Genomic DNA, 25321 nt, shown 5'->3' on the forward strand with positions numbered 1-25321 from the left:
ACGCGTGGTTGTTGTATTCATTGGATTTGTGAATTAAGGTCGCCGCCGCGGAGCAATAGACATTTTGCTTATCAATATAATAAGGAGTTTAGGATGAAAGTTGCAGTCCTCGGCGCTGCTGGTGGTATCGGTCAGGCGCTAGCATTACTGTTAAAAACCCAACTGCCTTCAGGTTCAGAACTCTCCCTGTACGACATCGCTCCAGTAACACCTGGTGTGGCCGTTGATTTGAGCCATATCCCTACTGCTGTGAAAATCAAAGGCTTCAGCGGCGAAGATGCTACCCCTGCACTGGAAGGTGCTGATGTGGTACTGATCTCTGCGGGCGTCGCACGTAAACCGGGTATGGATCGTTCCGACCTGTTCAACGTCAACGCCGGTATCGTGAAGAACCTGGTGCAGCAAGTTGCTAAAACCTGCCCGAAAGCGTGTATCGGTATCATCACCAACCCGGTGAATACTACCGTTGCTATCGCTGCAGAAGTGCTGAAAAAAGCAGGCGTATACGATAAGAACAAACTGTTTGGCGTGACCACGCTGGACATCATCCGCTCCAACACCTTTGTTGCGGAACTGAAAGGCAAACAACCAGGCGACGTTGAAGTTCCGGTTATTGGCGGCCATTCTGGCGTGACCATCCTGCCACTGCTGTCACAAATTCCTGGCGTAAGCTTCACCGAACAAGAAGCAGCTGACCTGACTAAACGTATCCAGAATGCGGGTACTGAAGTTGTGGAAGCCAAAGCCGGTGGCGGTTCTGCAACCCTGTCTATGGGTCAGGCTGCTGCACGTTTCGGCCTGTCCCTGGTTCGCGCATTGAGCGGCGAAAAAGGTGTGGTTGAATGTGCTTACGTTGAAGGTGACGGCCAGTATGCTCGCTTCTTCTCTCAGCCGCTGCTGCTGGGCAAAAACGGCGTAGAAGAGCGTCAGTCTATCGGCAAGCTGAGCGCGTTTGAACAAAGCTCGCTGGAAGGCATGCTGGATACGCTGAAAAAAGATATTACTCTGGGCGAAGAGTTCGTTAAGTAACGCGAAGAGAGGCCTGCGTGTATTTGTAGGCCTGATAAGCGTAGCGCCATCAGGCATTACGTACTAACTCTCTACGATATCGCCTAATAAAAACCGGAGCCAACATGCTCCGGTTTTTTTATGGTCAGTAGGCCGCCAGACGTGACGTTAATTGGTGGCTGGGTATTCCTGGATCGTTACCTGCAGCGTCAACTGTTTGTCATCACGCATCACGACAACGGAGATAACTGAACCTGGTCGAATCTCTGCCACCTGGTCCATCGTTTCCAGCGCAGACACCGCCGGTTTGTTATTGACCGAGATAATCAGATCGTTAACCTGAATGCCCGCCTGCGCTGCCGGACCATCCGGGGAAACTTCGTTAACCACAATCCCCTGAATTTGATCCATCCCGCCGCCCTGAGCGTGCAGTGGTGCAATTTCGCGACCGCTGATACCGATGTAGCCACGAATCACGCGCCCGTCACGAATCAGCTTATCCATGATTTTGGTCGCCAACTGAAACGGAATGGCAAAGCCGATCCCTTCCGGGGTTTCGCCATCGTTGCTCTTATCAAATGACAGCGTGTTAATCCCCATCAATTCACCCAGTGAGTTGACCAGCGCACCGCCGGAGTTTCCGTGGTTGATGGAAGCATCGGTTTGCAGAAAGTTTTGCCGTCCTGTCGGGTTCAGGCCAATTCGACCGGTGGCGCTGATGATCCCCTGAGTGATGGTTTGCCCAAGGTTGTACGGGTTACCGATGGCGAGTACCACGTCACCAATGTGCGGCACGCGTTTGTTATTAATTGGGATTGTTGGCAGCCCGCCAGTGGCGTTGATTTTCAGCACCGCAAGGTCGGTTAACGTATCAGACCCCACAAGCAGCGCTTCAAATACGCGACCGTCCTGCAATGCGACGATGATTTGGTCAGCATCGTTAATGACGTGCTTATTGGTAATGATATAGCCGCGCTGATCCATGATAACGCCTGAGCCGAGCGTGCGGATCTCAAGCTGGTTGTGCGCGGTACTGTTCATACTGCGGTTATAAACGTTCACGACGGCAGGCGCTGCGCGGCGAACCGCCGGGTTATAGCTAGCGGGCGTTTCATCTGCACTGTCGAACTGCGGTGCGGTAAGCGTATTAATTTTTCGCAGAGAGGGCATCGCCGCCAGCAGGATGGCGCCGACGATTAAACCAATCGCGACCGAACGTAAAAGCTTCACAAACATGATGGCGGCGTCATTAATAAAGGGAACGGCAGCAGCATATCACGAGTTTACCGGACATCACACGAGGGGCTGATGTCCGGTTGCATGCGTTAACGCAGGAGCAGGTAAATACTCTCGTTACCGCGCACCACCTGCAGAGCAATGATCGACGGTTTCGCTTCCAGCACTTTTCGCATTTCGGCGATTGAGTTTACGCGATCGCGGTTAACGCCAATGATAACGTCATCTTTATGCAGACCGGCCTGTGCTGCAGGGCTGCTTTTTTCTACGTTATCAATTTTGATGCCTTTGGTGCCGTCTTTTAACTGACTATCGCTGAGCGTGGCCCCTTGCAACGCAGGCGCAATCATCTCTGCGCTGGCGGACGATGATGTGCTGGTATCGAGGGTGACTTCAACCTCCAGCGGTTTACCGTTACGCAGCAGGCCCAGTTTGACCTTGGTCCCAGGTTCAGTTGTTGCAATGCGTGAACGCAGCTCGGCGAAGCTGTTTAGCGGTTTACCGTTGAGGCTGGTAATGACGTCACCAGATTTCACTCCCGCTTTTGCGGAGCCGGAGTTAGGCAGAACCTCACTGACAAACGCGCCACGCTGTACGTCCAGTTTGAACGCTTTGGCGATATCCGAGGTCATTTCGGTGCCTTTGATACCCAACAGACCGCGTTTGATTTCACCAAACTGCATCAGCTGCTGTGCCAGCGTGCGCGCCATGTTGCTCGGGATTGCAAAACCAATCCCGATGCTGCCGCCGCCGGGGGCCAGAATCGCGGTGTTAATACCGATCAGCTCACCGTTCAGGTTGAGCAATGCGCCGCCGGAGTTACCGCGGTTGATAGAGGCGTCAGTCTGAATAAAGTTTTCCAGACCTTCCAGGTTCAACCCACTGCGACCCAAGGCAGATACAATGCCGGAGGTGGCTGTTTGACCCAAACCGAACGGGTTACCCACAGCCACCGCGAAATCACCCACGCGGAGTTTGTCGGAGTCGGCAATGGCAATTTGCGTCAGGTTGCTGGGGTGCTGAATTTGTAGCAGTGCGATATCGCTCTGATCGTCGCTGCCGATAAGCTTAGCGTCGAACTCACGGCCATCATTAAGCTGAACGCTGATTTTTTGCGCCTGATTAATAACGTGGTTATTGGTCAGAACGTAGCCTTTGGCTGCGTCAATGATGACCCCTGAGCCCAGCCCTTCAAAGGGTTGTGACGGTTGATCGGGAAGTTCGTCACCAAAAAACTTTTTGAACTCTTCCGGGACTTTCTGCCCCTGAGTGGCGGTGCCTTCAACCCTTACGCTCACCACGGCAGGTAACACTTTCTCCAGCATCGGAGCGAGGCTGGGAAGCGCAGCCTGACCGGGAACCTGGCCGGGGATAGACGCTGCGGCCGGGAATGGCGCCGAGAGAGTTAACCCGACACTTAACGCTAATGCACTCAACAGCTGGGTTTGTTTTTTCATGGATCCTGCTCTCGTACCTTGAGTAAACGGAAGATGATTCAAAACAGGTTGATGTTATTGAATTTTCGGTTTGGTCACAATGCGGCTAACGACTAAATAATAGCTGGGACAGGAAGAGAAGCGGAGGGCGCAATTGCTGCGCCCAATAAATTTCTTAACGATGTGCGGTTAGTCGCGCTTTGCGCCGCTACGCAGCAGGCCGGATGCCCCTTCAGAATAGTCGCGTGGCATCTGAACCGGCGCCTGATCGTTGCCTGCTTCAGACTCTGCCAGACGGTTACGGAACGGGTTGTTTTCCGGCGACATACCCGGCAGCAGGTTGCTGGAGCTTTTCGCCATGTGCTGGTAAATCTGACGATAATCGTCCGCCATGTTATCCAGCAATTCAGCGCTGCGGGCAAAGTGGCTCACCAGCTCTTCGCGGTACTCTTCCAGCTCAGCTTTATTTTTTTCCAGTTCGTACTGCAATGCCTGCTGTTGGCGTAATTTACGATTACCAAAACGCATGGCTACAGCACCAATAATGATACCGACGACTAACCCAATTAGCGCATATTCCCAGGTCATGAACATCTCCCGTTGTCTTGTGTTTCCGTAGGGTGTTGGCTTTAGGCTCCATGCCTGCGCCTGATTATGCCACTATAACCGCTAATCCCGTAGAAGTGGAATCCCGTGTTTATATCACGTAATGTAGAACGGCCTTTTTTTCGTCAACCGTGAGCGACGGCACATCGATTCTCAAGGAATAACAATAACATCATGCAAAGCTTTTCCCCTACATCGCGTTACCAGCAAGCCCTCAACGACGGCAGTCATCAACCCGACAGCGTACAACTCGAAGCCGTGAATCGACTGGAAACCATTTTCCAGGCGCTTACGACGCCAGCACGCCCTGCGCCGCAGGAGAGTGGACTGATGGCGCGTTTTGGTAAGTTGCTGGGCAAGCGTGAGTCACCGATCAACGCGCCGGTGCGTGGTTTATATATGTGGGGCGGAGTTGGGCGCGGAAAAACCTGGCTGATGGATCTGTTCTACCATAGCCTGCCGGGCGAACGTAAACAGCGTTTGCACTTTCACCGTTTTATGCTGCGCGTGCATGAAGAGCTTACTGCCTTACAGGGGCAGAGCGATCCGCTGGAAATCATCGCCGACCGCTTTAAGGCCGAAACCGACGTGCTGTGCTTCGACGAATTTTTTGTTTCTGATATCACCGACGCCATGCTGCTCGGCGGCCTGATGAAAGCGCTGTTTGCCCGCGGTATTACGCTGGTGGCGACCTCTAATATTCCGCCAGATGAGCTATATCGTAACGGTTTGCAACGCACGCGTTTTCTTCCTGCCATTGATGCGATCAATCAGCATTGCGACATCATGAATGTCGATGCCGGCGTCGATTATCGTCTGCGCACCTTAACGCAGGCGCATTTGTGGTTGTCGCCATTGAATGAGGAAACCCGCCAGCAGATGGATAAGCTTTGGCTGGCATTAGCGGGAACCAAAGGTGAACATGCGCCAACGCTGGAGATCAATCATCGTCCGATGCAGACGCTGGCCGTCGAAAACCAAACGCTGGCGGTGTCGTTTACCACGCTCTGCGTCGATGCCCGGAGTCAGCATGACTACATTGCGCTGTCGCGTCTGTTTCACACGGTGCTGTTGTCTGATGTGCCGGTCATGACCCCGCTGATGGAGAGTGAAGCGCGACGCTTTATCGCATTGGTGGATGAGTTCTACGAACGCCACGTCAAGCTGGTGGTCAGTGCGGCATCACCCCTCTATGAAATTTATCAGGGTGAGCGTCTGAAGTTTGAATTTCAGCGTTGTTTGTCGCGTTTGCAGGAGATGCAAAGCGAAGAGTATCTGAAGCGGGAACATTTAGCCGGTTAAACCTGCCGCAAATCACATAAAGGGGTCGATCTTTGACCCTGACTTCTCTATAATCTTGCGACCCCACGTTACGAGAGAGTTTTTTTCCCAAAACTTTCTATGCGCCGGCATAGGCTATTCGAAGGGGTAGGTTTGCTGGACAATGTCGTGTGAACCTCAACTGACAAAACGTTTGGGTGTTCACCAACGTGTAACTTATTTATTTGGGTAAGCTTTTAATGAAAACTTTTACAGCTAAACCAGAAACCGTAAAACGCGACTGGTATGTTGTTGACGCGACCGGTAAAACTCTGGGCCGTCTGGCTTCCGAACTGGCTCTGCGCCTGCGCGGTAAGCACAAAGCGGAATACACTCCGCACGTAGATACCGGTGATTACATCATCGTTCTGAACGCTGACAAAGTTGCTGTAACCGGCAACAAGCGTACTGACAAAGTGTACTATCACCACACCGGCCACATCGGTGGTATCAAACAAGCGACCTTTGAAGAGATGATTGCTCGCCGTCCTGAGCGTGTGCTTGAAATCGCGGTTAAAGGCATGCTGCCAAAAGGCCCGCTGGGTCGTGCTATGTTCCGTAAACTGAAAGTTTACGCTGGCAACGAGCACAACCACGCGGCACAGCAACCGCAAGTTCTTGACATCTAATCGGGATTATAGGCAATGGCTGAAAATCAATACTACGGCACTGGTCGCCGCAAAAGTTCCGCAGCTCGCGTTTTCATCAAACCGGGCAGTGGTAAAATCGTAATCAACCAACGTTCTCTGGAACAGTACTTCGGTCGTGAAACTGCCCGCATGGTAGTTCGTCAGCCGCTGGAACTGGTCGACATGGTTGAGAAACTGGATCTGTACATCACTGTTAAAGGTGGTGGTATCTCTGGTCAGGCTGGTGCGATCCGTCACGGTATCACCCGCGCTCTGATGGAGTACGACGAATCCCTGCGTGGCGAACTGCGTAAAGCTGGCTTCGTTACCCGTGATGCTCGTCAGGTTGAACGTAAGAAAGTCGGTCTGCGTAAAGCACGTCGTCGTCCTCAGTTCTCCAAACGTTAATTGTACTCTGCTTCGGCAGACGACAATTTGCGAAAAAACCCGCTTCGGCGGGTTTTTTTATCGTTATTTCTCGCCTCAGATCCACGGTAATCCGCTGATTGCCACCTCTTTTTCCCCATTTCAAGAATCGACTCACCACAAAGGTCACAAAATCTGGTAAACTATCATCCAATTTTCTGCCCAAATGTCCGGTATCGTTCATTTTTTGTTTGTATTTTGAGCAGTAATGACTTTCCCGAGTCTGGGTGACATCACTTCTGGCTGGCCACTGAGTGGCTGGTAGCAGTAAAAATTCTGAATATACCTGGAGGTTTTCATGGCTGTCGCTGCCAACAAACGTTCGGTAATGACGCTGTTTTCTGGTCCTACTGACATCTATAGCCATCAGGTCCGCATTGTGCTGGCTGAGAAAGGTGTTAGTTTCGAGATTGAGCATGTGGAGAAGGACAATCCACCTCAGGATCTGATCGACCTCAACCCGAATCAGAGCGTACCGACACTGGTGGATCGTGAGCTGACCCTGTGGGAATCTCGCATCATTATGGAATACCTGGATGAGCGCTTCCCGCATCCGCCGCTGATGCCGGTTTACCCGGTTGCGCGTGGTGAAAGCCGCCTGTACATGCAGCGTATTGAAAAAGACTGGTACACGCTGATGAACGTCATCGTGAACGGTTCTGCATCTGAAGCCGAAGTCGCGCGTAAGCGTCTGCGCGAAGAACTGCTGGCAATCGCGCCAGTATTTGGCCAGAAACCTTACTTCCTGAGCGATGAGTTCAGCCTGGTAGACTGCTACCTGGCGCCGCTGCTGTGGCGTTTACCGCAGTTGGGTATTGAATTCAACGGTGCAGGTTCGAAAGAACTGAAAGGGTACATGACTCGCGTCTTCGAACGTGACTCTTTCCTGGCTTCTCTGACTGAGCCTGAACGTGAAATGCGTCTGGGCCGGGGTTAACCTGTATGGATTTGCCACAGCTAACACCACGCCGTCCGTATCTGCTGCGCGCGTTCTATGAGTGGTTGCTGGACAACCAGCTCACGCCGCATCTGGTGGTGGATGTGACGCTCCAGGACGTGCAGGTTCCAATGGAATATGCGCGTGACGGGCAAATTGTTCTGAATATTGCACCGCGTGCGGTGGGCAACCTGGAACTGGCTAACGATGAAGTGCGCTTTAACGCGCGCTTCGGTGGTGTGCCGCGTCAGGTGTCTGTGCCGTTGGCTGCCGTTCTGGCAATTTATGCACGTGAAAATGGCGCCGGTACGATGTTTGAACCGGAAGCCGCCTACGACGAAGATGTTGCCAGCTTAAATGATGACGACAACGACACGTCTGGTTTTGAGAGTGAAACGGTCATGTCGGTCATTGATGGCGATAAACCTGATAATGGCGACGACAACGATCCGGATGATACTCCGCCACCGCCTCGCGGTGGGCGTCCAGCGCTGCGCGTAGTGAAATAAGTAGTGAAATGAAAAACAGGCCCTTTGGGGCCTGTTCTGTTTTCTGGCTTTGGTATCAATAAAACAGCGCGATGGTGGCTACCATATTCACCACAAATCCTACTGCCATCGGGATTGCTGTACGTTTTACCACTTCAAAGGGCGATACGCCGGCAATACCCGATGTCACGACAATTACAGCGGTTATGGGTGACACCGCGCGGGCAAGCGTAGTGGCAAAATGCATCGGCATAATCATTACTACCGCAGGAATATGCAGCCCGGCGGCAATATCCGGAATGAGGCTGGCAAAAGACATAAACGGCGCGTTGCCTGACCCCATGACGATTGCGCAGGCGGCGATGACCACCGCCATGATGATCATCACGCCGATACCGCCAAGACCGGAATGCTCTGCGCCTTTTATTACGGCATCGACAGTCCCGATAGTCGTCAACCCTTTCGCAAAGATTTCACCGGCGACCACCAGGGAGACAACGTTGGCAAACTGCGTCCCCATGCCGTCAAAAAAAGCCTGCACATCATCCATCGTTTCGCGCAGATTATGTTTATGCAGGAATTCAACAAACATAGTCAGCGTCATGCTCATCAACATCACCACCACCAGATTCAACTCTGCTTTCATTAGCCCCATTTGTGCAAGGGCAAGCGAGCCCAGCATCAGGATCAGCGGCATCACCGGCAAAATGGCGTAATAGAGCGGGGGTACGTTTTCCAGCGCCTTTTGTTCCGCAAATCCGTTACTTTCCGGTGCGGCTTTTTTATCAAATTGACGCTGAACGAAAAAATGCGCAATGGCGACGGCGACAATGACACACGACGCGACGGGCAACTGGTATTGAAAGAAATAGGTGGCGATTTTCATGCCCGCGACCTGCGCGGCAAAAATAGAGTTGGTTTCCAGAATGCCCCACTCAATCGACATCGAAGTGGCAATGACCGCAACAGCGGATAAACGGCTTACGCCAAGACTAACCAGCGTTGGGAACAGCGTCACCATCAGCAACATACCTAACCCGGATGCGCTGGTAATGAACTGCGCCATGATCTGACCAATCACATAGGTGGCGGCAAGCACTACATAGGGGGAGCGGATTAGCTTGAGCGGGCGACTTAACAGGCTAACCATCGCTCTGCTGGCCCCCATTCTGTCCATATAACGGGCATAACCGCCCACCGCCATGATTGATAACCCCAGTCCGGCCGCGCGGTTGGAGAGCATACGCAAAATTTCATTGTAAATATCGACCAGTAGATAGCCACTGCTTTTGTCGTTAGCGACCAACGCGCCGTAGCCCAGCCAGACGCCGCAGATCATCAGGAAGATCCCGGCGGCGGCCAGCACGACCTGCGGTTTGTAGTTTTTGAGGATCAGGTAACCCATCGTTAATAAAACGATGACAGAGATAATGATGCCAAACATTGTTTCACTCCATGCCAGAGAAGAAGATAAATCCGGTAATAATGCTGTTGTCAAAACGGATGTTATATTTTTCTGGGCATTTTTTATGGAGTGAATATCTTATTTTTAATTCGATAATGTAATTATTTATCGTTATAAAATAGAAGGTTATGATAAATAATCACGTTCATATTCATAATTTTCATGAAGCTATTTAACTCCATTCAATTAAAGTGAGGCAGAAGATACTCGCTTAAAATAATATTGCTGTTACGTATATTATCAATAAGCCAGCAGGATCAGATCGTCCATCATTTCACCCTGCTTTCGATCCTGTGTTAGGATAAACCCGCTGTTGTTTGTCACCACGACTTAGCTGAATGGACCCTATGAACGCATTTGATTCGCAAGCTGAAGACTCTCCATCCACCATTGGCCGTAGCTTACGCAATCGCCCGTTGGCGCGTAAAAAACTGTCTGAAATGGTTGAAGAAGAACTGGAGCAGATGATTCGTCGTCGGGAATTTGGCGAGGGCGAACAGTTGCCGTCTGAGCGGGAGCTGATGGCCTTCTTTAACGTGGGCCGTCCTTCTGTACGAGAAGCGCTGGCCGCGTTAAAACGCAAAGGTCTGGTACAAATCAACAACGGCGAGCGCGCCCGCGTTTCGCGTCCTTCAGCTGATACCATCATCAGCGAGCTGTCTGGTATGGCGAAAGATTTCCTCGCACATCCCGGTGGCATTGCCCACTTCGAGCAGTTGCGACTGTTCTTTGAATCCAGCCTGGTACGATACGCCGCCGAACATGCGACAGATGAGCAAATCGACAGACTGGCTAAAGCACTGGAGATCAACAGCCAGTCGCTCGATGACAATACGTTGTTCATCCGCTCGGACGTTGATTTTCACCGTGTACTGGCTGAGATCCCGGGCAATCCTATCTTTATGGCTATCCATGTTGCGCTGTTAGATTGGCTGATTGCCGCCCGTCCGACCGTCGCCGATCAAGAGTTGTATGAGCACAACAACGTGAGTTATCAGCAGCATATCGCTATTGTCGACGCAATTCGCCAGCGCGATCCTGAAGAAGCTGACCGCGCACTGCAAGAACACCTCAATAGCGTTTCCGCGACCTGGCATGCCTTCAGCAAAAGTAAAAAGTTGCGTAAGTGATCGCGATCCCGACGATCGTTTAAACACAAAATCATTCAAGTTGCATCAAGGCGGCAAGAGAGCGAGTTCCCTGGAGCATAGATAACTATGTGACAGGGGTGAGCGAACGCAGCTAACGCAGAGGCGGCTCGAAGGATGAAGTGTTTAGTGAAGTAGATCGCACTATAAGCGTTCTGTATTGTATTGCTGCTTATTTGATCTGGTATAACAGGTATAAAGGTATGCAGTTAGATAACACTAATCATCGTCAGAGGTCGTTATGGCAAGAGATTTAAAAGGCGTAATGCCAGCGTTGTTAACCCCATTCGATAACCAACAGAGACTGGACATCGAGAGTTTGCGCCGCCTGGTGCGTTTCAACATTGGTCAGGGTGTAGACGGGCTCTATGTCGGTGGCTCAACGGGTGAGGCCTTTGTCCAAAACCGCGTTGAAAGAGAGCAGGTACTGGAAATTGTTGCCGAAGAGGCGAAAGGTAAGGTGACGCTGATCGCCCATGTTGGCACGGTGAGTACTGAAGAGAGCCAACAGCTGGCGAGTGCGGCACATCGTTACGGCTTTGATGCCGTTTCGGCCGTTACACCGTTTTACTATCCGTTCAGCTTTGAAGAACATTGCGATCACTACCGCGCAATTATTGATTCCGCTGATGGTTTACCGATGGTGGTCTATAACATTCCGGCGCTGAGCGGCGTAAAACTGACGCTGGATCAGATCAACACGCTGGTAACGCTGCCAGGCGTTGGCGCACTGAAGCAAACTTCGGGCGATCTCTATCAGATGGAACAGATCCGCCGCGCTCATCCCGATCTGGTGCTTTATAACGGCTATGACGAGATCTTTGCTTCCGGACTGCTTGCGGGCGCAGATGGCGGTATCGGTAGCACTTACAACATCATGGGGTGGCGCTATCAGGGAATTGTGAAAGCGCTCAAAGAAGGTGACATCCGCACGGCGCAAAAGCTGCAAACCGAGTGCAATAAGGTTATCGATCTGCTTATTAAGGTTGGCGTATTCCGCGGTCTGAAAACAGTACTGCACTATATGGATGTGGTTTCTGTCCCACTGTGCCGTAAACCCTTTGCCCCGGTAGATGAACACTATCTGCCGGAACTGAAAGCGCTGGCAAACCAACTGCTGGCGGAAAAGGCGTAATCACGGGTAGCCGGGGGCGCTTCGCTTGCCCGGCCTGGATCTTCGACCGTAGGCCGGGTAAGGCAAAGCCACCACCCGGCACAACAACAAAAATCGTCGGGAGAGTAAAATGAGTACTTCTACCCAGAACATCCCGTGGTATCGCCATCTCAATCGGGCACAATGGCGGGCATTTTCCGCCGCCTGGCTGGGATATTTGCTTGATGGTTTCGATTTTGTGTTAATCGCCCTGGTGCTGACAGAAGTGCAGGGCGAATTCGGACTGACGACGGTGCAGGCCGCCAGCCTGATCTCGGCCGCCTTTATCTCCCGTTGGTTTGGCGGGTTAATGCTGGGGGCAATGGGCGACCGCTACGGACGCCGCCTGGCAATGGTCACCAGCATCATTCTGTTCTCTGTGGGAACGCTGGCCTGCGGTTTCGCGCCGGGCTACACCACCATGTTTATCGCCCGCCTGGTTATCGGTATGGGAATGGCCGGTGAGTATGGTTCCAGCGCAACCTATGTTATTGAAAGTTGGCCTAAACACCTGCGAAACAAAGCCAGTGGTTTCCTGATTTCCGGCTTTTCCGTTGGTGCCGTGATCGCCGCCCAGGTCTACAGTCTGGTGGTCCCGGTCTGGGGATGGCGCGCGCTGTTCTTCATCGGCATCCTGCCAATTATCTTCGCCCTCTGGCTGCGTAAAAATATTCCGGAAGCGGAAGACTGGAAAGAAAAACACGAAGGCAAAGCGCCAGTGCGCACGATGGTGGACATTCTCTACCGGGGCGAGCATCGGGTAATTAATATTCTGATGACGCTCGCCGCTGCAACTGCGCTGTGGTTCTGCTTTGCTGGCAACCTGCAAAATGCGGCTATCGTGGCGGTCCTGGGACTGATATGCGCCTTTATCTTCATTAGCTTTATGGTGCAAAGCAGCGGGAAACGCTGGCCGACGGGCGTGATGCTGATGGTGGTCGTGCTATTCGCCTTCCTGTACTCGTGGCCGATTCAGGCGCTGTTGCCAACCTATCTGAAAACGGAACTGCTGTACGATCCTTCCACGGTGGCCAGAGTGCTCTTCTTTAGCGGTTTTGGTGCGGCGGTTGGGTGTTGCGTCGGCGGTTTTCTTGGTGACTGGCTGGGCACGCGTAAAGCCTATGTCTGCAGTCTGCTGGCCTCGCAGTTGCTGATTATTCCGGTGTTTGCGATAGGCGGTTCAAACGTCTGGGTACTGGGTTTGCTGCTGTTTTTCCAACAAATGCTCGGCCAGGGGATCTCCGGGATCTTACCAAAACTGATTGGCGGTTATTTCGATACCGATCAGCGTGCGGCGGGATTGGGCTTCACCTATAACGTGGGCGCACTGGGCGGGGCTCTGGCACCGATCATCGGCGCGCTGATTGCCCAACGTCTGGATCTGGGTACCGCGCTGGGATCGCTCTCTTTCGGCCTGACATTTGTAGTGATCCTGCTGATTGGTCTTGATATGCCGTCCCGTGTACAGCGCTGGCTACGTCCTGAAGCGTTGCGTACGCATGATGCCATTGATGGTCGACCGTTTAGCGGTGCCGTGCCGTTCGGCGGTGACAAAAGCACTATGGTGAAATCCAAAAGTTAATCCAGTTGCCCGGTGCTGAACCGGGCAATAGCCGTAAGGGAAGGATATGTCGTTCTTTGAGCTACAGAGCGCCACCACGATGCATGAGGCGGCGTCATGACCACACTGGCGATTGATATTGGCGGCACCAAATTGGCTGCCGCGCTGATAGACAACAATCTGCAAGTCCGCGAGCGGCGTGAACTGCCGACGCCTGTCAGTAAAACGCCGCAAGCGCTGCGCGCCGCGTTACAAACACTGGTTGCCCCGCTACAGGGGCGTGCTAATCGGGTGGCGATCGCCTCGACGGGGATTATCCGTGAGGGGGCTTTACTGGCGCTGAATCCGCATAACCTCGGCGGATTGATGCATTTTCCGCTGACACAAACGCTGGAACAAATCACCGGCCTGCCGACGCTGGCCGTCAATGACGCACAGGCAGCGGCGTGGGCTGAGTACCATGCGCTTGGTGGTGAGTACCGCGATCTGGTGTTTATTACCGTCTCCACAGGCGTTGGCGGGGGAGTCGTCAGCGGTGGGAAACTGCTGACCGGAGTCGGCGGTTTAGCTGGGCATCTGGGACATACGCTGGCCGATCCGCATGGGCCTGTTTGCGGCTGCGGGCGTGTGGGCTGCGTTGAGGCGATCGCATCCGGTCGTGGAATAGCGGCGGCTGCCGAAGGCGCGCTTGCCGGATGCGACGCCAAAACTATTTTTAGCCGTGCCGGGCAGGGGGATGAGCAGGCAAGCCGGTTGATCCATCGCTCAGCGCGTACTTTGGCCAGGCTTGTTGCCGATGTGAAGGCCACGACTGATTGTCAGTGCGTGGTCATTGGCGGCAGCGTTGGGCTGGCTGAAGGGTATCTGGCGCTGGTGGAACATTATCTGGCACAAGAGCCTTTGGCCTATCACGTGGAATTGCTGGCGGCGCATTGCCGTCATGACGCTGGATTACTGGGGGCCGCGCTGTTGGCCCAGGGAGAATGATGATGATATCAGATGCGTTGAATTCATTGCCTTCTGCCGGATTACATCCGGTCTTGCAGCAGGCGTTAACGCTTGCCATTGCGGCGAATCCGCAGGAGAAAACGCCTGGGCGCTACACGTTGCAGGGCGAGAATATTTTTATGAATGTCATGCAATTTACAACGCAGAGCCCAGAGCATAAGAAAGCGGAGCTGCATCAGCAGTACATTGATATTCAGATGCTGTTGTCCGGCGAAGAACGGATTCTGTTCGGGATGACCGATTCTGCTCGTCACTGCGAAGAGATGCACATCGAGGATGATTATCAGCTGTGCAGCCAGATTGCCGATGAACAGGCTATGGTACTGAAGCCGGGAAAATTTGTGATTTTTATGCCGGGCGAGCCGCATAAACCGGGTTGTGTGGTGCAGACCCCGATGGACATCAAAAAGGTGGTGATCAAAGTCCGCGCCAGCTTATTACAAGCTTGAGAATGAGAGACTGTGTCGGATGGCAAGGCTAACGCCATCCGACATGGAATGTAACGACCTAGCGCTTAAACGTCACCGTTTCTGGCTGCGTCAGATGCAGTGTGGTTTGGCTTGGGACCGTCTCGGCAATGACTCGACCATGACGAATGGAATAACGGGCAGGTGTCTGGCGACGAACCGCGTCAAACCCATTTTCTGCAGGCAAAATCACCAGATTCGCAGAATTCCCCACGTTCAGACCGTAGTCCTGCAGGTGCAGGGTTTTCGCGCTGTGGGTGGTGACCAGGTTCAACCCATCGTTAATTTGTCCGTATCCCATCAGCTGGCACACGTGTAATCCCATATGCAGCACCTGCAGCATATTCGCAGTGCCCAGCGGATACCACGGATCGAAGACGTCATCATGACCGAAGCAGACGTTGATCTCCGCTTCCAGCATCTCTTTGACGCGCGTAACACCACGACGCTTAGGATAAGTGTCAAAGCGCCCTTGCAGGTGAATATTCACCAGTGGATTTGCGACAAAGTTAATGCCGGACATTTTCAACAGACGGAAAAGACGGGAAGCATACGCGCCGTTGTAGGAATGCATCGCCGTGGTATGGCTGGCGGTCACGCGCTCGCCCATATTGTAGCGATGCGCCAGCGCCGCAACGGTTTCAACAAAGCGGGATTGCTCATCATCGATTTCGTCACAGTGCACGTCGATAAGTTTGTCGTATTTTTGCGCCAGAGCGAAAATCTTATGCAGCGACTCTACGCCATATTCACGCGTGAATTCAAAGTGCGGGATCGCGCCAATGACGTCGGCGCCCAGACGCACGGCTTCCTCCAGGAGCGCTTCACCGTTGGGATAAGAAAGAATGCCTTCTTGCGGGAACGCGACAATCTGTAGCTCTACCCACGGAGCGACTTCTTGCTTCACCTCCAGCATGGCTTTTAGCGCCGTCAACGTTGGGTCGGAAACGTCAACGTGGGTACGGACATACTGGATGCCGTTGGCCATCTGCCACTTCAGGGTCTGCATGGCGCGCGCTTTGACGTCTTCGTGAGTGAGCATTGCCTTACGTTCAGCCCAGCGTTCAATGCCCTCAAACAGCGTACCAGACTGATTCCAGCTCGGCTCGCCCGCGGTTTGCGTAGTGTCCAGATGGATATGTGGCTCAACGAACGGTGGGATAGCCAGACCGCCTTCAGCATCAAGCACTTCACCCTGTGGTAACGTCGCTGCGTCTTGAGGCTCAATACGGCTAAAGCGCCCGTTTTCAATCGTGATTTGCCATAACCCTTCACGTCCCTGTAAACGCGCCTGATGAATGGTGATGTTATTATTCTGCATGGCTGACCTCCGGGGATTTAGCAAGGCTGCGATTGAAAAGTGGATTCAGCAGGATATAGCTGAATACGCCGCCGAGTACGGCATTGACGGGCACGATGCCGGGAATATAGTGACCAGCGGCGATGCCCAGTGCAACGGACAGGATCGCTATCCAGTTTACGGAAATAAATTGCGCTTTGCTGAAGTCGGCATAGCGGCGATGGTTCAGCAGATAGTCGGCGATGATCACCCCGCCAATCGGGGGAATCGCTGCCGACAGAAATGTCAGCCAGCCGACAAAGTTATTGTAAAGCCACAGCGCGCATAGTGTGCCAATAATACCGTTAGCCACCGACAGCGTACGGCTGGAAAGGCCGGTAATATTGGCAAATCCCAGGCCCGATGCGTACAGAGCATTATCGTTGGTGGTCCAGATATTCAGGCCGAGAACGATGATCGCGGGCAGCAGCAGTCCCTGGGCAATCATCACGTCAGAGATATCCGCCTGTCCAACCGCAGCCGCGCCCGCAGCGCCGAAGATGAACATCAAGGAGTTGCCAAGGAAAAACGCCACCATGGCGATCAGCACCGCGCCTTTGGCGTTGCGGCCAAAACGGACGAAGTCAGCGGTTAACGTCCCTGCGCTGACAAACGAGCCGACTACCAGCGCCAGTGCGGTGGAGAAATCCAGCGGCGTTTGCGGCACTATCGCTTTTAAATGCTCCAAACCGCCGACATCGCTCACTGCCAGCCAGACGGAGTAGCTGCCAAGTACGACGATGGCAGGCACGGCGATGATAGATAAAACGGTCAGCGCTGAGATGCCAAAAAAGATGGTCAGGGTCATCAACAGACCGGAAACCGCAATCAGGATATTGACGTCAATTCCCGTCGCTTTGCCAACCGGGATAGCAAACATGGCCACACCAACGCCAAACCAGCCTACCTGTGTGCCGCCTAGCAGCAGAGAGGGAAGCCATGAACCTTTCACACCAAATGAGTAACGCGCCAGAAGGTGGGTTGAGAGCCCTGTTTTTGCGCCGATAAAACCGAGAAATGCAGTGTAAATACCGAGGAGAAGATTACCGAAGAGAACTGCCAGGAAGAAATCATTATAAGAAAGACCGGTACCGAGTGTGCCACCGGTCCACATACTGGCGGAAAAGAATGTGAGTCCCAACATGACAAATGTTAGTGGAACTACGCCTTTTCGCGCCGCCAGAGGGACGGGGCCCTGGCTATAATTGTTGTCTTGCGACACAACGCCTCCATGAATTTTGCCCAAAAAATCCGCCGCATAATATACAGTTCTCAACGTAAAGCAAACGTTTTCGTCTGATTTTTACATGGTTATTATTCATGATGTTGATCTGTTTGGGGTGTTAAGGTTATTTGCCCTGTTTACTAAACGTGTTGTCAGACTGGCTTAATCGGCAGGTTTGGCGGTATTGCGGCAGGAATTTGGCATCTCACCCACCCGGGCAGATGAGATGCCTTAAGAGGCTGTATTACACTTCCAGGTAGTTCAGGATACCGTCTGCCGCTTTACGACCTTCGGCAATCGCGGTGACTACCAGATCCGAACCGCGCACGATGTCGCCACCGGCGAAGATTTTCGGGTTGCTGGTCTGGAAGGCGTTGTCGCTGCGCTCTGGAGCAATAATGCGGCCCTGAGAATCCAGTTCGACGCTGTGTTTTGCCAGCCACTCCATACTGTGCGGACGGAAGCCAAACGCCAGTACCACCGCATCTGCCGGAACAACGTGTTCGGAACCGGCGACGATCTCCGCACGGCGACGGCCCTTCGCATCCGGTTCACCCATTTCGGTACGCGCCATTTTCACACCGCATACCTTACCGTTGGCGTTCACTTCCACGCCTAAAGGCTGGACGTTGAACTGGAATTCGACGCCTTCTTCACGCGCATTTTTCACTTCGCGTTTGGAACCCGGCATGTTCTCTTCGTCACGACGATAAGCGCAGATGACATGTGCTGCGTTCTGGCGAACCGAGGTCCGCACGCAGTCCATCGCGGTATCGCCACCGCCGAGAACGACGACGCGTTTGCCTTCCATGCTGATGTACGGCTCGTCGCTGCTTTCGCCAAAGCCCATCAACTGTTTGGTATTGGCGATCAGGAACGGCAGGGCATCAAACACACCGGAAGCGTCTTCGTTTTCCAGCCCACCGCGCATCGACTGATAGGTACCTACGCCAAGGAACACGGCGTCATAATCTTTCAGCAGATCGTCAAGCTGTACATCGCGGCCCACTTCCACGTTCAATTTGAACTCAATGCCCATACCGGTGAAGATTTCACGACGGCGGGTCATCACCTCTTTCTCCAGTTTGAAGGCCGGGATACCGAAGGTCAGCAGACCGCCGATTTCCGGGTGGCGGTCAAATACCACCGCCTTCACGCCGTTACGGGTCAGCACATCAGCACAGGCCAGGCCTGCCGGACCGGCACCGATGATCGCCACGCGCTTGTCGGTCTGACGCACGCCGGTCATATCCGGGCGCCAGCCCATTTCGAATGCTTTATCGTTGATATAGCGCTCGATGTTACCGATAGTCACCGCGCCGAACTCATCGTTCAGCGTACAGGATCCTTCACACAGACGATCCTGCGGGCACACGCGGCCACAGACTTCCGGCAGAGTGTTGGTCTGGTGCGACAGTTCTGCTGCTTCAAAAATACGCCCCTCGTTCGCCAGTTTCAGCCAGTTCGGGATGTAGTTATGCACCGGACACTTCCACTCGCAGTACGGGTTACCGCAGGACAGGCAGCGGTCTGCCTGTGCTTTGGCCTGGCCTTCGGAAAACGGCTCGTAGATCTCGATAAACTCGATCTTACGGATCTTCAGCGGCTTCTTAGGCGGATCAACGCGCTGCAGGTCGATAAATTGGTATACGTTCTGACTCATTGCTGCTACCCCTTACTGCGCCTGCACACGCAGCTCTGCTGCGCTACGACTACGGTGACCCAACAGTGCTTTCACATCACTGGATTTTGGTTTTACCAGCGCGAATTTCGCCGAGAATGCTGGCCAGTTAGCCAGGATCTCTTCGCCGTGTGAAGAGCCGGTATGCTGTACGTGCTCGGTAATCAAACCGCGCAGGTGTTCCTCGTGGATAGCCAGCGAGTCCACGTTCAGCACTTCTACCAGTTCCGGGTTCACGCGTTTGCGGAACTCACCGTCTTCGTCGAGCACGTAGGCGAATCCACCCGTCATACCCGCTCCGAAGTTGACGCCCGTTTTTCCGAGAATACAGACGATACCGCCGGTCATATATTCGCAGCCGTTGTCGCCAATACCTTCAACCACGGTGATTGCGCCGGAGTTACGTACTGCAAAGCGCTCACCCGCACGACCCGCGGCAAACAGGCGGCCACCGGTGGCGCCATACAGACAGGTGTTACCAATGATGCTCGCCTCATGGCTACGGAAAGCAGAGCCAACCGGAGGACGCACTGCCAGCAGACCGCCCGCCATACCTTTACCGACATAGTCGTTGGCATCACCGGTCAGATACAACTCCACGCCGCCCGCGTTCCACACGCCGAAGCTCTGGCCTGCGGTACCGCTGAAGTGCGCTTTGATTGGGTCAGACGCCAGCCCCTGATCGCCATGCGTTTGCGCGATATAGCCCGACAGCGACGCGCCAACAGAACGGTCGGTGTTGCGGATATCGAACCAGAAGGTTTTGCTCTGGCGCTCGTCGACAAACGGTTTCGCTTGCTGTAACAACTGAGCGTTCAGCACGCCGTTATCAAACGGCGGGTTGTTCTCGGTGCAATGCAGCGCTTTACCCGGATGCGGTTCGGCGGTTTCCAGCAGACGAGACAGTTCCAGTTTCTGTTGCTTGGCGGTAAACCCTTCCAGCTCTTTGAGCAGGTCGGTACGACCAATCAGATCCACCAGACGCTTCACACCCAGTTGCGCCATCAGCTCACGGACTTCGCGGGCGATAAATTCAAAGTAGTTAGTCACTTTGAACGGCAGGCCGTGATAGTGATTCTTACGCAGTTTGTCATCCTGAGTCGCCACGCCGGTTGCGCAGTTGTTCAGGTGGCAAATACGCAGGTATTTACAGCCCAGCGCCACCATTGGACCGGTACCGAAGCCGAAGCTTTCCGCACCCAGAATCGCCGCTTTAATGATATCGACACCGGTTTTCAGACCGCCATCAACCTGCAGGCGAATCTTGTGACGCAGACCGTTAGCGACCAGCGCCTGCTGGGTTTCCACCAGACCGAGTTCCCACGGGCAGCCCGCATATTTCACCGAGGAGAGCGGGCTTGCGCCGGTACCGCCATCGTAGCCAGCAATGGTGATCAGATCCGCATAGGCTTTCGCCACGCCTGTGGCGATGGTGCCAACGCCTGGTTCGGAAACCAGCTTCACGGAGATCATCGCTTTCGGGTTGACCTGTTTGAGGTCGAAAATCAGCTGCGCTAAGTCTTCGATAGAGTAAATATCGTGGTGCGGCGGCGGGGAGATCAGCGTCACGCCCGGTACCGAATAGCGCAGTTTGGCGATGTACGGGGTGACTTTATCACCCGGTAACTGACCGCCTTCGCCAGGTTTCGCGCCCTGAGCGACTTTAATCTGGATGACATCGGCGTTGACCAGATACGCCGGGGTTACGCCAAAGCGACCGGAAGCAACCTGCTTAATGCGCGACACTTTATTGGTGCCATAGCGCGCCGGGTCTTCACCGCCTTCACCGGAGTTCGAGTTGCCGCCGATGCTGTTCATGGCTTCGGCCAGCGCTTCGTGTGCTTCGGGGCTTAATGCGCCGATGGACATAGCTGCGGTATCAAAGCGTTTAAACAGTTCGGTCGCGGGTTCTACTTCGCTAATGCTTACGGCTTCATCGCCAGGCGTAATCGCCAGCAGATCGCGCAGCGTGGCCGCCGGACGCTCATTGACCAGCTTGGCATATTCCTGATAGTCGCTGTACTCGCCGCTTTGTACCGCCTGTTGCAGCGTGCGCACCACGTCCGGGTTGTAGGCATGGTATTCGCCGCCGTGGACGTATTTGAGCAAACCGCCCTGGCTGATAGGTTTACGTGCCAGCCATGCATGTTTGGAGAGGTTCAGCAGATCCTGCTGGAAGTCGCTAAACCCTGCGCCGCTGATGCGGCTGACCACGCCCTGGAAGCACAGCGCCACGACATCATCGTGCAGACCAACGGCTTCAAACAGCTTCGAGCAGCGGTAAGAGGCAATGGTCGAGATGCCCATTTTGGACATGATTTTGTACAGACCTTTGTTGATGCCGTTACGGTAGTTCAGCATCACGGTCCGGTAATCTTTGGCAATCGCCTGAGTGTCGATCAGTCGTCCCAGCGTTTCATACGCGAGATACGGATAAATGGCCGTCGCGCCAAAGCCGAGCAGGACAGCAAAATGGTGCGGGTCGCGGGCACTGGCGGTTTCAACGATGATGTTGGCGTCGCAACGCAGACTTTGTTCTACCAGACGCGTTTGCACTGCGCCTACGGCCATCGGTGCAGGAACCGGCAGGCGGTTTTTCGCGATGTTACGGTCAGAGAGCACCAGCAGCACCGTACCGTTACGCACCATCTGTTCCGCCTTATCGCACAATGCTTTGACGGTCTCTTCGAGCGTGGTTTCGGTCACGTCGAAGGTGATATCCAGGCGGTCGGCGCGGTAATGCTCCTCTTTCATGGTGGTGAGCTGGGTGAAATCGGAGTACAGCAGGATCGGCGATTTAAAGCTCAGGCGGTGTGCCTGACCTTCGGCTTCGCAGAAGACGTTCATCTCACGACCGATGCTGGTGGCCAGCGACATAACATGCGCTTCACGCAGCGGGTCGATCGGCGGGTTAGTCACCTGCGCGAACTGCTGGCGGAAGTAGTCATAAATGATGCGTGGCTGGCTTGAGAGCACCGCAAACGGGGTATCATCACCCATTGAGCCGACCGCTTCCTGACCGTTTTCACCGAGCACGCGGATCACGGAATCCAGCTCTTCGGCGCTGTAGTTAAACTGTTTCTGATAGCTGGCGAGCGTGTCATCGTCCAGTTCGCGGCTGCCGACCTGATCGTCAGCGAGGTCTTCGAACGGCACCAGACGGCGGACGTTCTTCTCCATCCAATCTTTGTACGGATGGCGGCTTTTCAGATCGTCATCGGTTTCGGCGGAGTGCAGAATGCGCCCGCTGCGGGTATCGATAACCATCAGCTCGCCAGGGCCGACGCGACCTTTCTCGACGACTTCATCCGGCTGATAATCCCAGATCCCAACTTCAGAAGCGCAGGTAATCAGCTTGTCTTTGGTGATGACGTAGCGCGCCGGACGCAGGCCGTTACGGTCAAGGTTACAGGCGGCAAAACGGCCGTCGGACATAACAATGCCCGCCGGGCCATCCCACGGCTCCATGTGCATGGAGTTAAAGTCAAAGAACGCGCGCAGCTCCGGGTCCATATCCGGGTTGTTCTGCCAGGCCGGCGGCACCAGTAAACGCATGGCGCGAATAATGTCCATCCCGCCAGCCAGCAGCAGTTCCAGCATGTTATCCATTGAGCTGGAGTCGGAACCGGTTTCGTTAACGAACGGTGCGGCGTCGTGCAGGTCAGGGATCAGCGGTGTCTGGAATTTATAGGTACGTGCGCGTGCCCACTGGCGGTTGCCGGTGATGGTGTTGATTTCACCGTTATGCGCCAGGTAGCGGAACGGTTGCGCCAGCGGCCAGCGCGGTACGGTATTGGTGGAGAAGCGCTGGTGGAACAGGCAGATGGCTGATTCCAGACGCAGATCCGCCAGGTCCAGGTAAAAGCGCGGCAGGTCCGCCGGCATACACAGACCTTTATAGATATTGACCAGGTTCGACAAGCTACAGACGTAGAAGTCTTTATCGTCCTGGAGGCGTTTTTCGATACGACGGCGCGCGATGAACAGGCGGCGCTCCATATCACGTGGACGCCAGCCCGCAGGGGCGTTGACAAAAATTTGCTCGATACGAGGCAGGGAGGAGAGGGCGATTTCACCGAGAACACCTTCGTTGGTCGGCACGTCGCGCCAGCCGACAATCGACAGGGTCTCCTGCTGTAATTCTTCTTCGACAATGCGACGAGAAGCCGCAGCCAGTTCAGCGTCTTTATTTAAAAAGATCATGCCGACGGCATAGTTTTTAGCTAAACGCCAGCCGCGCTCTTGCGCCACGATGCGGAAAAAGCGGTCAGGTTTTTGTAACAGCAAACCGCAACCATCGCCGGTTTTACCATCGGCTAGAATTGCGCCACGGTGCTGCATGCGGGCCAGTGCGTGTATGGCGGTACGCACTACCTTGTGGCTAGGTTCGCCTTCTATGTGGGCGATCAGGCCGAAACCACAGTTATCCCTCTCAAGGGATTTATCGTACAACATATCAGTGAACCTCCCCAGGCTCTGCGGGATTCCCATCTGGACCGTTGCGCACGGGCACACCAAGAGCATGGCGACGGGGTTTGCGTGTCATACGCTTACCTCGCATTCGCCCTCTTTATCCTTTTCGCATAGGTCAAACAAGTTTGAGGACTTGCTTCAGAGGGAATCTCAATTACTGCATAAATATGATGAGCAGACTGCTCATCCAGAAAGCTTCCAGCGGATTTCCACGTTATCGGGAATCCACACACAGGTCAAATGGCAATCTTATTTATGCAAAAATGTGCTATAGGGCGATTAACTTTATGAATACGTTGAAATTTAAGGCTTTTTTACATTGATTTAACGCAAGGAGAATGGAGAGTGAAGTGTGATCTGTCTCACTGTCAGAAAGGCTGTATATCCCCCGTCCTCCCTTTGTTTATCGCTATGCTTGGCATTTTATGCTGGTTTTTAGAGTTTTGGCGTCTTAAAGATACTGTTTTTATGCTGAGAGTATAAGAAGATAAAAAAAACAGTCGGATATAAGGAAAAGTAATTTCATTTTGAATGAATGAAATTTCGATTATTTTGATTTGTTATGCAATGAATAAAGGCACGCCAGGGCGATTGATCCAGGTCATCGCCGACTGGGGCAAAAAATGGCAGGCTTTGGCCTCTTTTCAAGGCGCGGTCTACCAGATTATGCAGTTACAGAAATTAGTCAATATGTTTGGTGGGGATCTTTCTCGCCGTTACGGGCAAAAGGTTCATAAACTCACGCTTCACGGCGGCTTTAGCTGTCCAAATCGTGATGGCACCATCGGACGTGGCGGGTGTACTTTCTGCAATGTTGCCTCGTTTGCCGATGAAGCACAGCAGCACCATTCTATTGCCGAGCAGCTTGAGCATCAGGCGCATCTGGTCAATCGCGCGAAACGCTATCTGGCCTATTTCCAGGCCTATACCAGCACCTTTGCTGAAGTGCAGGTGCTGCGTTCGATGTATCAGCAGGCGGTTAGCCAGGCCAGTATCGTCGGGTTATGCGTTGGGACGCGCCCCGACTGCGTGCCGGATGCGGTACTCGATCTGCTTTGCGAGTATAAAGACCTCGGCTATGAGGTATGGCTGGAGCTCGGTTTGCAAACCGCGCATGACAAAACCCTGCATCGTATTAACCGCGGCCATGATTTTGCCTGCTACCAACGCACTACGCGACTGGCACGCGAGCGTGGGCTGAAAGTGTGCTCGCACCTGATTGTCGGTCTGCCGGGAGAAGGGCAGGCAGAATGCCTGCAAACCATGGAACGTGTAGTGGAGACGGGTGTTGACGGTATTAAGCTGCACCCGCTGCATATTGTGAAAGGCAGTACGATGGCGAAAGCCTGGGAAGCCGGGCGGCTGAACGGAATTGAACTGGACGACTATACGGTTACCGCCGGGGAGATGATCCGTCATACGCCGCCAGAGGTGATTTATCATCGAATTTCCGCCAGCGCGCGCCGCCCAACGCTGTTGGCACCGCTATGGTGTGAAAACCGCTGGACCGGCATGGTCGAACTGGATAAGTACCTTAACAAGTACGGTGTGCAAGGCTCGGCGCTCGGTACGCCATGGGTACAGCCTGAGAACTAACTCTCCGTAGGCCGGATAAGGCAAAGCCGACATCCGGCAATCTGCGCCTGCTTGCCTGATGGCCTCTCCGCGGTCATTTCACCGATAACCTCCGCATTTCTTGCACAATCTTCAACGTC

The 25321-nt window shown here is 53.7% G+C and carries 20 protein-coding genes; 12 read left to right on the forward strand and 8 right to left on the reverse strand.

Features of this window, described 5'->3' with window-relative positions:
- Positions 1-93 precede the first annotated feature (93 nt).
- On the forward strand, positions 94-1029 hold the full coding sequence (gene mdh / locus OGY04_RS02350) for a malate dehydrogenase (protein WP_008785953.1): 936 nt from the start codon (positions 94-96) through the stop codon (positions 1027-1029).
- A gap of 147 nt (positions 1030-1176) precedes the next feature.
- Here mdh and degS read toward each other — a convergent pair whose 3' ends face one another.
- The 3 genes from degS to zapG form a co-directional block, all read right to left on the reverse strand.
- A complete protein-coding gene (gene degS, locus OGY04_RS02355; RefSeq protein ID WP_008785952.1) occupies positions 1177-2244 on the reverse strand; it encodes an outer membrane-stress sensor serine endopeptidase DegS in 1068 nt (355 codons plus the stop codon).
- A gap of 89 nt (positions 2245-2333) precedes the next feature.
- Positions 2334-3701 (reverse strand): serine endoprotease DegQ, encoded by a 1368-nt coding sequence (gene degQ / locus OGY04_RS02360; RefSeq protein WP_286584693.1) that lies wholly within the window; start codon positions 3699-3701, stop codon positions 2334-2336.
- Positions 3702-3869: 168 nt separating this feature from the next.
- Complete coding sequence (gene zapG / locus OGY04_RS02365) at positions 3870-4268, reverse strand: Z-ring associated protein ZapG (RefSeq protein ID WP_003025147.1); 399 nt, start codon at positions 4266-4268, stop codon at positions 3870-3872.
- A gap of 192 nt (positions 4269-4460) precedes the next feature.
- Here zapG and zapE point away from each other — a divergent pair, with 192 nt between their 5' ends.
- The 5 genes from zapE to sspB all read left to right on the forward strand — a co-directional run bounded on the left by zapE (position 4461) and on the right by sspB (position 8107).
- Positions 4461-5588: a cell division protein ZapE gene (gene zapE, locus OGY04_RS02370; protein WP_286584694.1), complete on the forward strand. Its 1128-nt coding sequence runs from the start codon at positions 4461-4463 to the stop codon at positions 5586-5588.
- Between the two features lie 218 nt (positions 5589-5806).
- On the forward strand, positions 5807-6235 hold the full coding sequence (gene rplM, locus OGY04_RS02375) for a 50S ribosomal protein L13 (RefSeq protein WP_003025141.1): 429 nt from the start codon (positions 5807-5809) through the stop codon (positions 6233-6235).
- A gap of 15 nt (positions 6236-6250) precedes the next feature.
- Positions 6251-6643: a 30S ribosomal protein S9 gene (gene rpsI, locus OGY04_RS02380; RefSeq protein WP_003025138.1), complete on the forward strand. Its 393-nt coding sequence runs from the start codon at positions 6251-6253 to the stop codon at positions 6641-6643.
- Between the two features lie 316 nt (positions 6644-6959).
- On the forward strand, positions 6960-7598 hold the full coding sequence (sspA, locus tag OGY04_RS02385) for a stringent starvation protein SspA (RefSeq protein WP_003025132.1): 639 nt from the start codon (positions 6960-6962) through the stop codon (positions 7596-7598).
- Between the two features lie 5 nt (positions 7599-7603).
- Entirely contained in the window at positions 7604-8107 is a 504-nt protein-coding gene (gene sspB, locus OGY04_RS02390) for a ClpXP protease specificity-enhancing factor (protein ID WP_032945142.1), read from the forward strand.
- Positions 8108-8162: 55 nt separating this feature from the next.
- Here the strand turns inward: sspB and dcuC are convergent, their stop codons facing one another.
- Positions 8163-9530 carry an anaerobic C4-dicarboxylate transporter DcuC gene (dcuC, locus tag OGY04_RS02395; protein WP_286584695.1) on the reverse strand — a complete coding sequence of 456 codons (1368 nt, stop codon included), beginning with the start codon at positions 9528-9530 and terminating at the stop codon, positions 8163-8165.
- A gap of 359 nt (positions 9531-9889) precedes the next feature.
- On the opposite strand from dcuC, the gene nanR reads away from it, so the two are divergent.
- From nanR to nanQ, 5 genes are all read left to right on the forward strand, one after another.
- On the forward strand, positions 9890-10681 hold the full coding sequence (gene nanR / locus OGY04_RS02400; RefSeq protein WP_008785946.1) for a transcriptional regulator NanR: 792 nt from the start codon (positions 9890-9892) through the stop codon (positions 10679-10681).
- 259 nt (positions 10682-10940) lie between these two features.
- Complete coding sequence (gene nanA / locus OGY04_RS02405) at positions 10941-11834, forward strand: N-acetylneuraminate lyase (protein ID WP_003828793.1); 894 nt, start codon at positions 10941-10943, stop codon at positions 11832-11834.
- 109 nt (positions 11835-11943) lie between these two features.
- The gene (gene nanT, locus OGY04_RS02410; protein ID WP_003828791.1) at positions 11944-13434 is read left to right on the forward strand and encodes a sialic acid transporter NanT; all 1491 of its coding nucleotides are present in this window, start codon (positions 11944-11946) and stop codon (positions 13432-13434) included.
- 96 nt (positions 13435-13530) lie between these two features.
- The gene (gene nanK, locus OGY04_RS02415) at positions 13531-14400 is read left to right on the forward strand and encodes an N-acetylmannosamine kinase (protein ID WP_286584696.1); all 870 of its coding nucleotides are present in this window, start codon (positions 13531-13533) and stop codon (positions 14398-14400) included.
- Between the two features lie 2 nt (positions 14401-14402).
- Positions 14403-14870, forward strand: coding sequence for an N-acetylneuraminate anomerase (nanQ, locus tag OGY04_RS02420; RefSeq protein ID WP_057067638.1), 468 nt, complete (start codon positions 14403-14405; stop codon positions 14868-14870).
- Between the two features lie 58 nt (positions 14871-14928).
- On the opposite strand, the gene OGY04_RS02425 is transcribed toward nanQ, so the two are convergent.
- The 4 genes from OGY04_RS02425 to gltB form a co-directional block, all read right to left on the reverse strand.
- Positions 14929-16209: a cytosine deaminase gene (locus OGY04_RS02425; protein ID WP_032945132.1), complete on the reverse strand. Its 1281-nt coding sequence runs from the start codon at positions 16207-16209 to the stop codon at positions 14929-14931.
- Positions 16199-17449, reverse strand: a complete 1251-nt coding sequence (codB, locus tag OGY04_RS02430; RefSeq protein WP_032945130.1) for a cytosine permease — start codon at positions 17447-17449, stop codon at positions 16199-16201. Before codB ends, OGY04_RS02425 begins: the two co-directional genes overlap by 11 nt.
- Before the next feature lie 247 nt (positions 17450-17696).
- Positions 17697-19115, reverse strand: a complete 1419-nt coding sequence (locus tag OGY04_RS02435) for a glutamate synthase small subunit (RefSeq protein ID WP_008785940.1) — start codon at positions 19113-19115, stop codon at positions 17697-17699.
- Positions 19116-19127: 12 nt separating this feature from the next.
- Entirely contained in the window at positions 19128-23588 is a 4461-nt protein-coding gene (gene gltB, locus OGY04_RS02440) for a glutamate synthase large subunit (protein ID WP_286584697.1), read from the reverse strand.
- Between the two features lie 684 nt (positions 23589-24272).
- On the opposite strand from gltB, the gene mnmL reads away from it, so the two are divergent.
- Positions 24273-25202 carry a tRNA modification radical SAM protein MnmL/YtqA gene (gene mnmL / locus OGY04_RS02445; protein ID WP_103014945.1) on the forward strand — a complete coding sequence of 310 codons (930 nt, stop codon included), beginning with the start codon at positions 24273-24275 and terminating at the stop codon, positions 25200-25202.
- Positions 25203-25321: the final 119 nt, after the last annotated feature.

The organism is Citrobacter sp. Cpo091, assembly GCF_030332645.1.
Classification (GTDB): Bacteria; Pseudomonadota; Gammaproteobacteria; order Enterobacterales; family Enterobacteriaceae; genus Citrobacter; species Citrobacter portucalensis.

What these genes read in the sequence shown, in the direction of transcription:
- rpsI (WP_003025138.1), top strand. Translation starts at nt 6,251, where the DNA reads ATGGCTGAAAATCAATACTACGGCACTGGTCGCCGCAAAAGTTCCGCA.
- OGY04_RS02425 (WP_032945132.1), bottom strand. Translation starts at nt 16,209, where the DNA reads ATGCAGAATAATAACATCACCATTCATCAGGCGCGTTTACAGGGACGT.
- degQ (WP_286584693.1), bottom strand. Translation starts at nt 3,701, where the DNA reads ATGAAAAAACAAACCCAGCTGTTGAGTGCATTAGCGTTAAGTGTCGGG.
- degS (WP_008785952.1), bottom strand. Translation starts at nt 2,244, where the DNA reads ATGTTTGTGAAGCTTTTACGTTCGGTCGCGATTGGTTTAATCGTCGGC.
- nanA (WP_003828793.1), top strand. Translation starts at nt 10,941, where the DNA reads ATGGCAAGAGATTTAAAAGGCGTAATGCCAGCGTTGTTAACCCCATTC.
- mnmL (WP_103014945.1), top strand. Translation starts at nt 24,273, where the DNA reads ATGCAGTTACAGAAATTAGTCAATATGTTTGGTGGGGATCTTTCTCGC.
- nanT (WP_003828791.1), top strand. Translation starts at nt 11,944, where the DNA reads ATGAGTACTTCTACCCAGAACATCCCGTGGTATCGCCATCTCAATCGG.
- nanK (WP_286584696.1), top strand. Translation starts at nt 13,531, where the DNA reads ATGACCACACTGGCGATTGATATTGGCGGCACCAAATTGGCTGCCGCG.
- zapE (WP_286584694.1), top strand. Translation starts at nt 4,461, where the DNA reads ATGCAAAGCTTTTCCCCTACATCGCGTTACCAGCAAGCCCTCAACGAC.
- OGY04_RS02435 (WP_008785940.1), bottom strand. Translation starts at nt 19,115, where the DNA reads ATGAGTCAGAACGTATACCAATTTATCGACCTGCAGCGCGTTGATCCG.
- rplM (WP_003025141.1), top strand. Translation starts at nt 5,807, where the DNA reads ATGAAAACTTTTACAGCTAAACCAGAAACCGTAAAACGCGACTGGTAT.
- gltB (WP_286584697.1), bottom strand. Translation starts at nt 23,588, where the DNA reads ATGTTGTACGATAAATCCCTTGAGAGGGATAACTGTGGTTTCGGCCTG.
- zapG (WP_003025147.1), bottom strand. Translation starts at nt 4,268, where the DNA reads ATGACCTGGGAATATGCGCTAATTGGGTTAGTCGTCGGTATCATTATT.
- mdh (WP_008785953.1), top strand. Translation starts at nt 94, where the DNA reads ATGAAAGTTGCAGTCCTCGGCGCTGCTGGTGGTATCGGTCAGGCGCTA.
- nanR (WP_008785946.1), top strand. Translation starts at nt 9,890, where the DNA reads ATGGACCCTATGAACGCATTTGATTCGCAAGCTGAAGACTCTCCATCC.
- dcuC (WP_286584695.1), bottom strand. Translation starts at nt 9,530, where the DNA reads ATGTTTGGCATCATTATCTCTGTCATCGTTTTATTAACGATGGGTTAC.
- nanQ (WP_057067638.1), top strand. Translation starts at nt 14,403, where the DNA reads ATGATATCAGATGCGTTGAATTCATTGCCTTCTGCCGGATTACATCCG.
- sspB (WP_032945142.1), top strand. Translation starts at nt 7,604, where the DNA reads ATGGATTTGCCACAGCTAACACCACGCCGTCCGTATCTGCTGCGCGCG.
- sspA (WP_003025132.1), top strand. Translation starts at nt 6,960, where the DNA reads ATGGCTGTCGCTGCCAACAAACGTTCGGTAATGACGCTGTTTTCTGGT.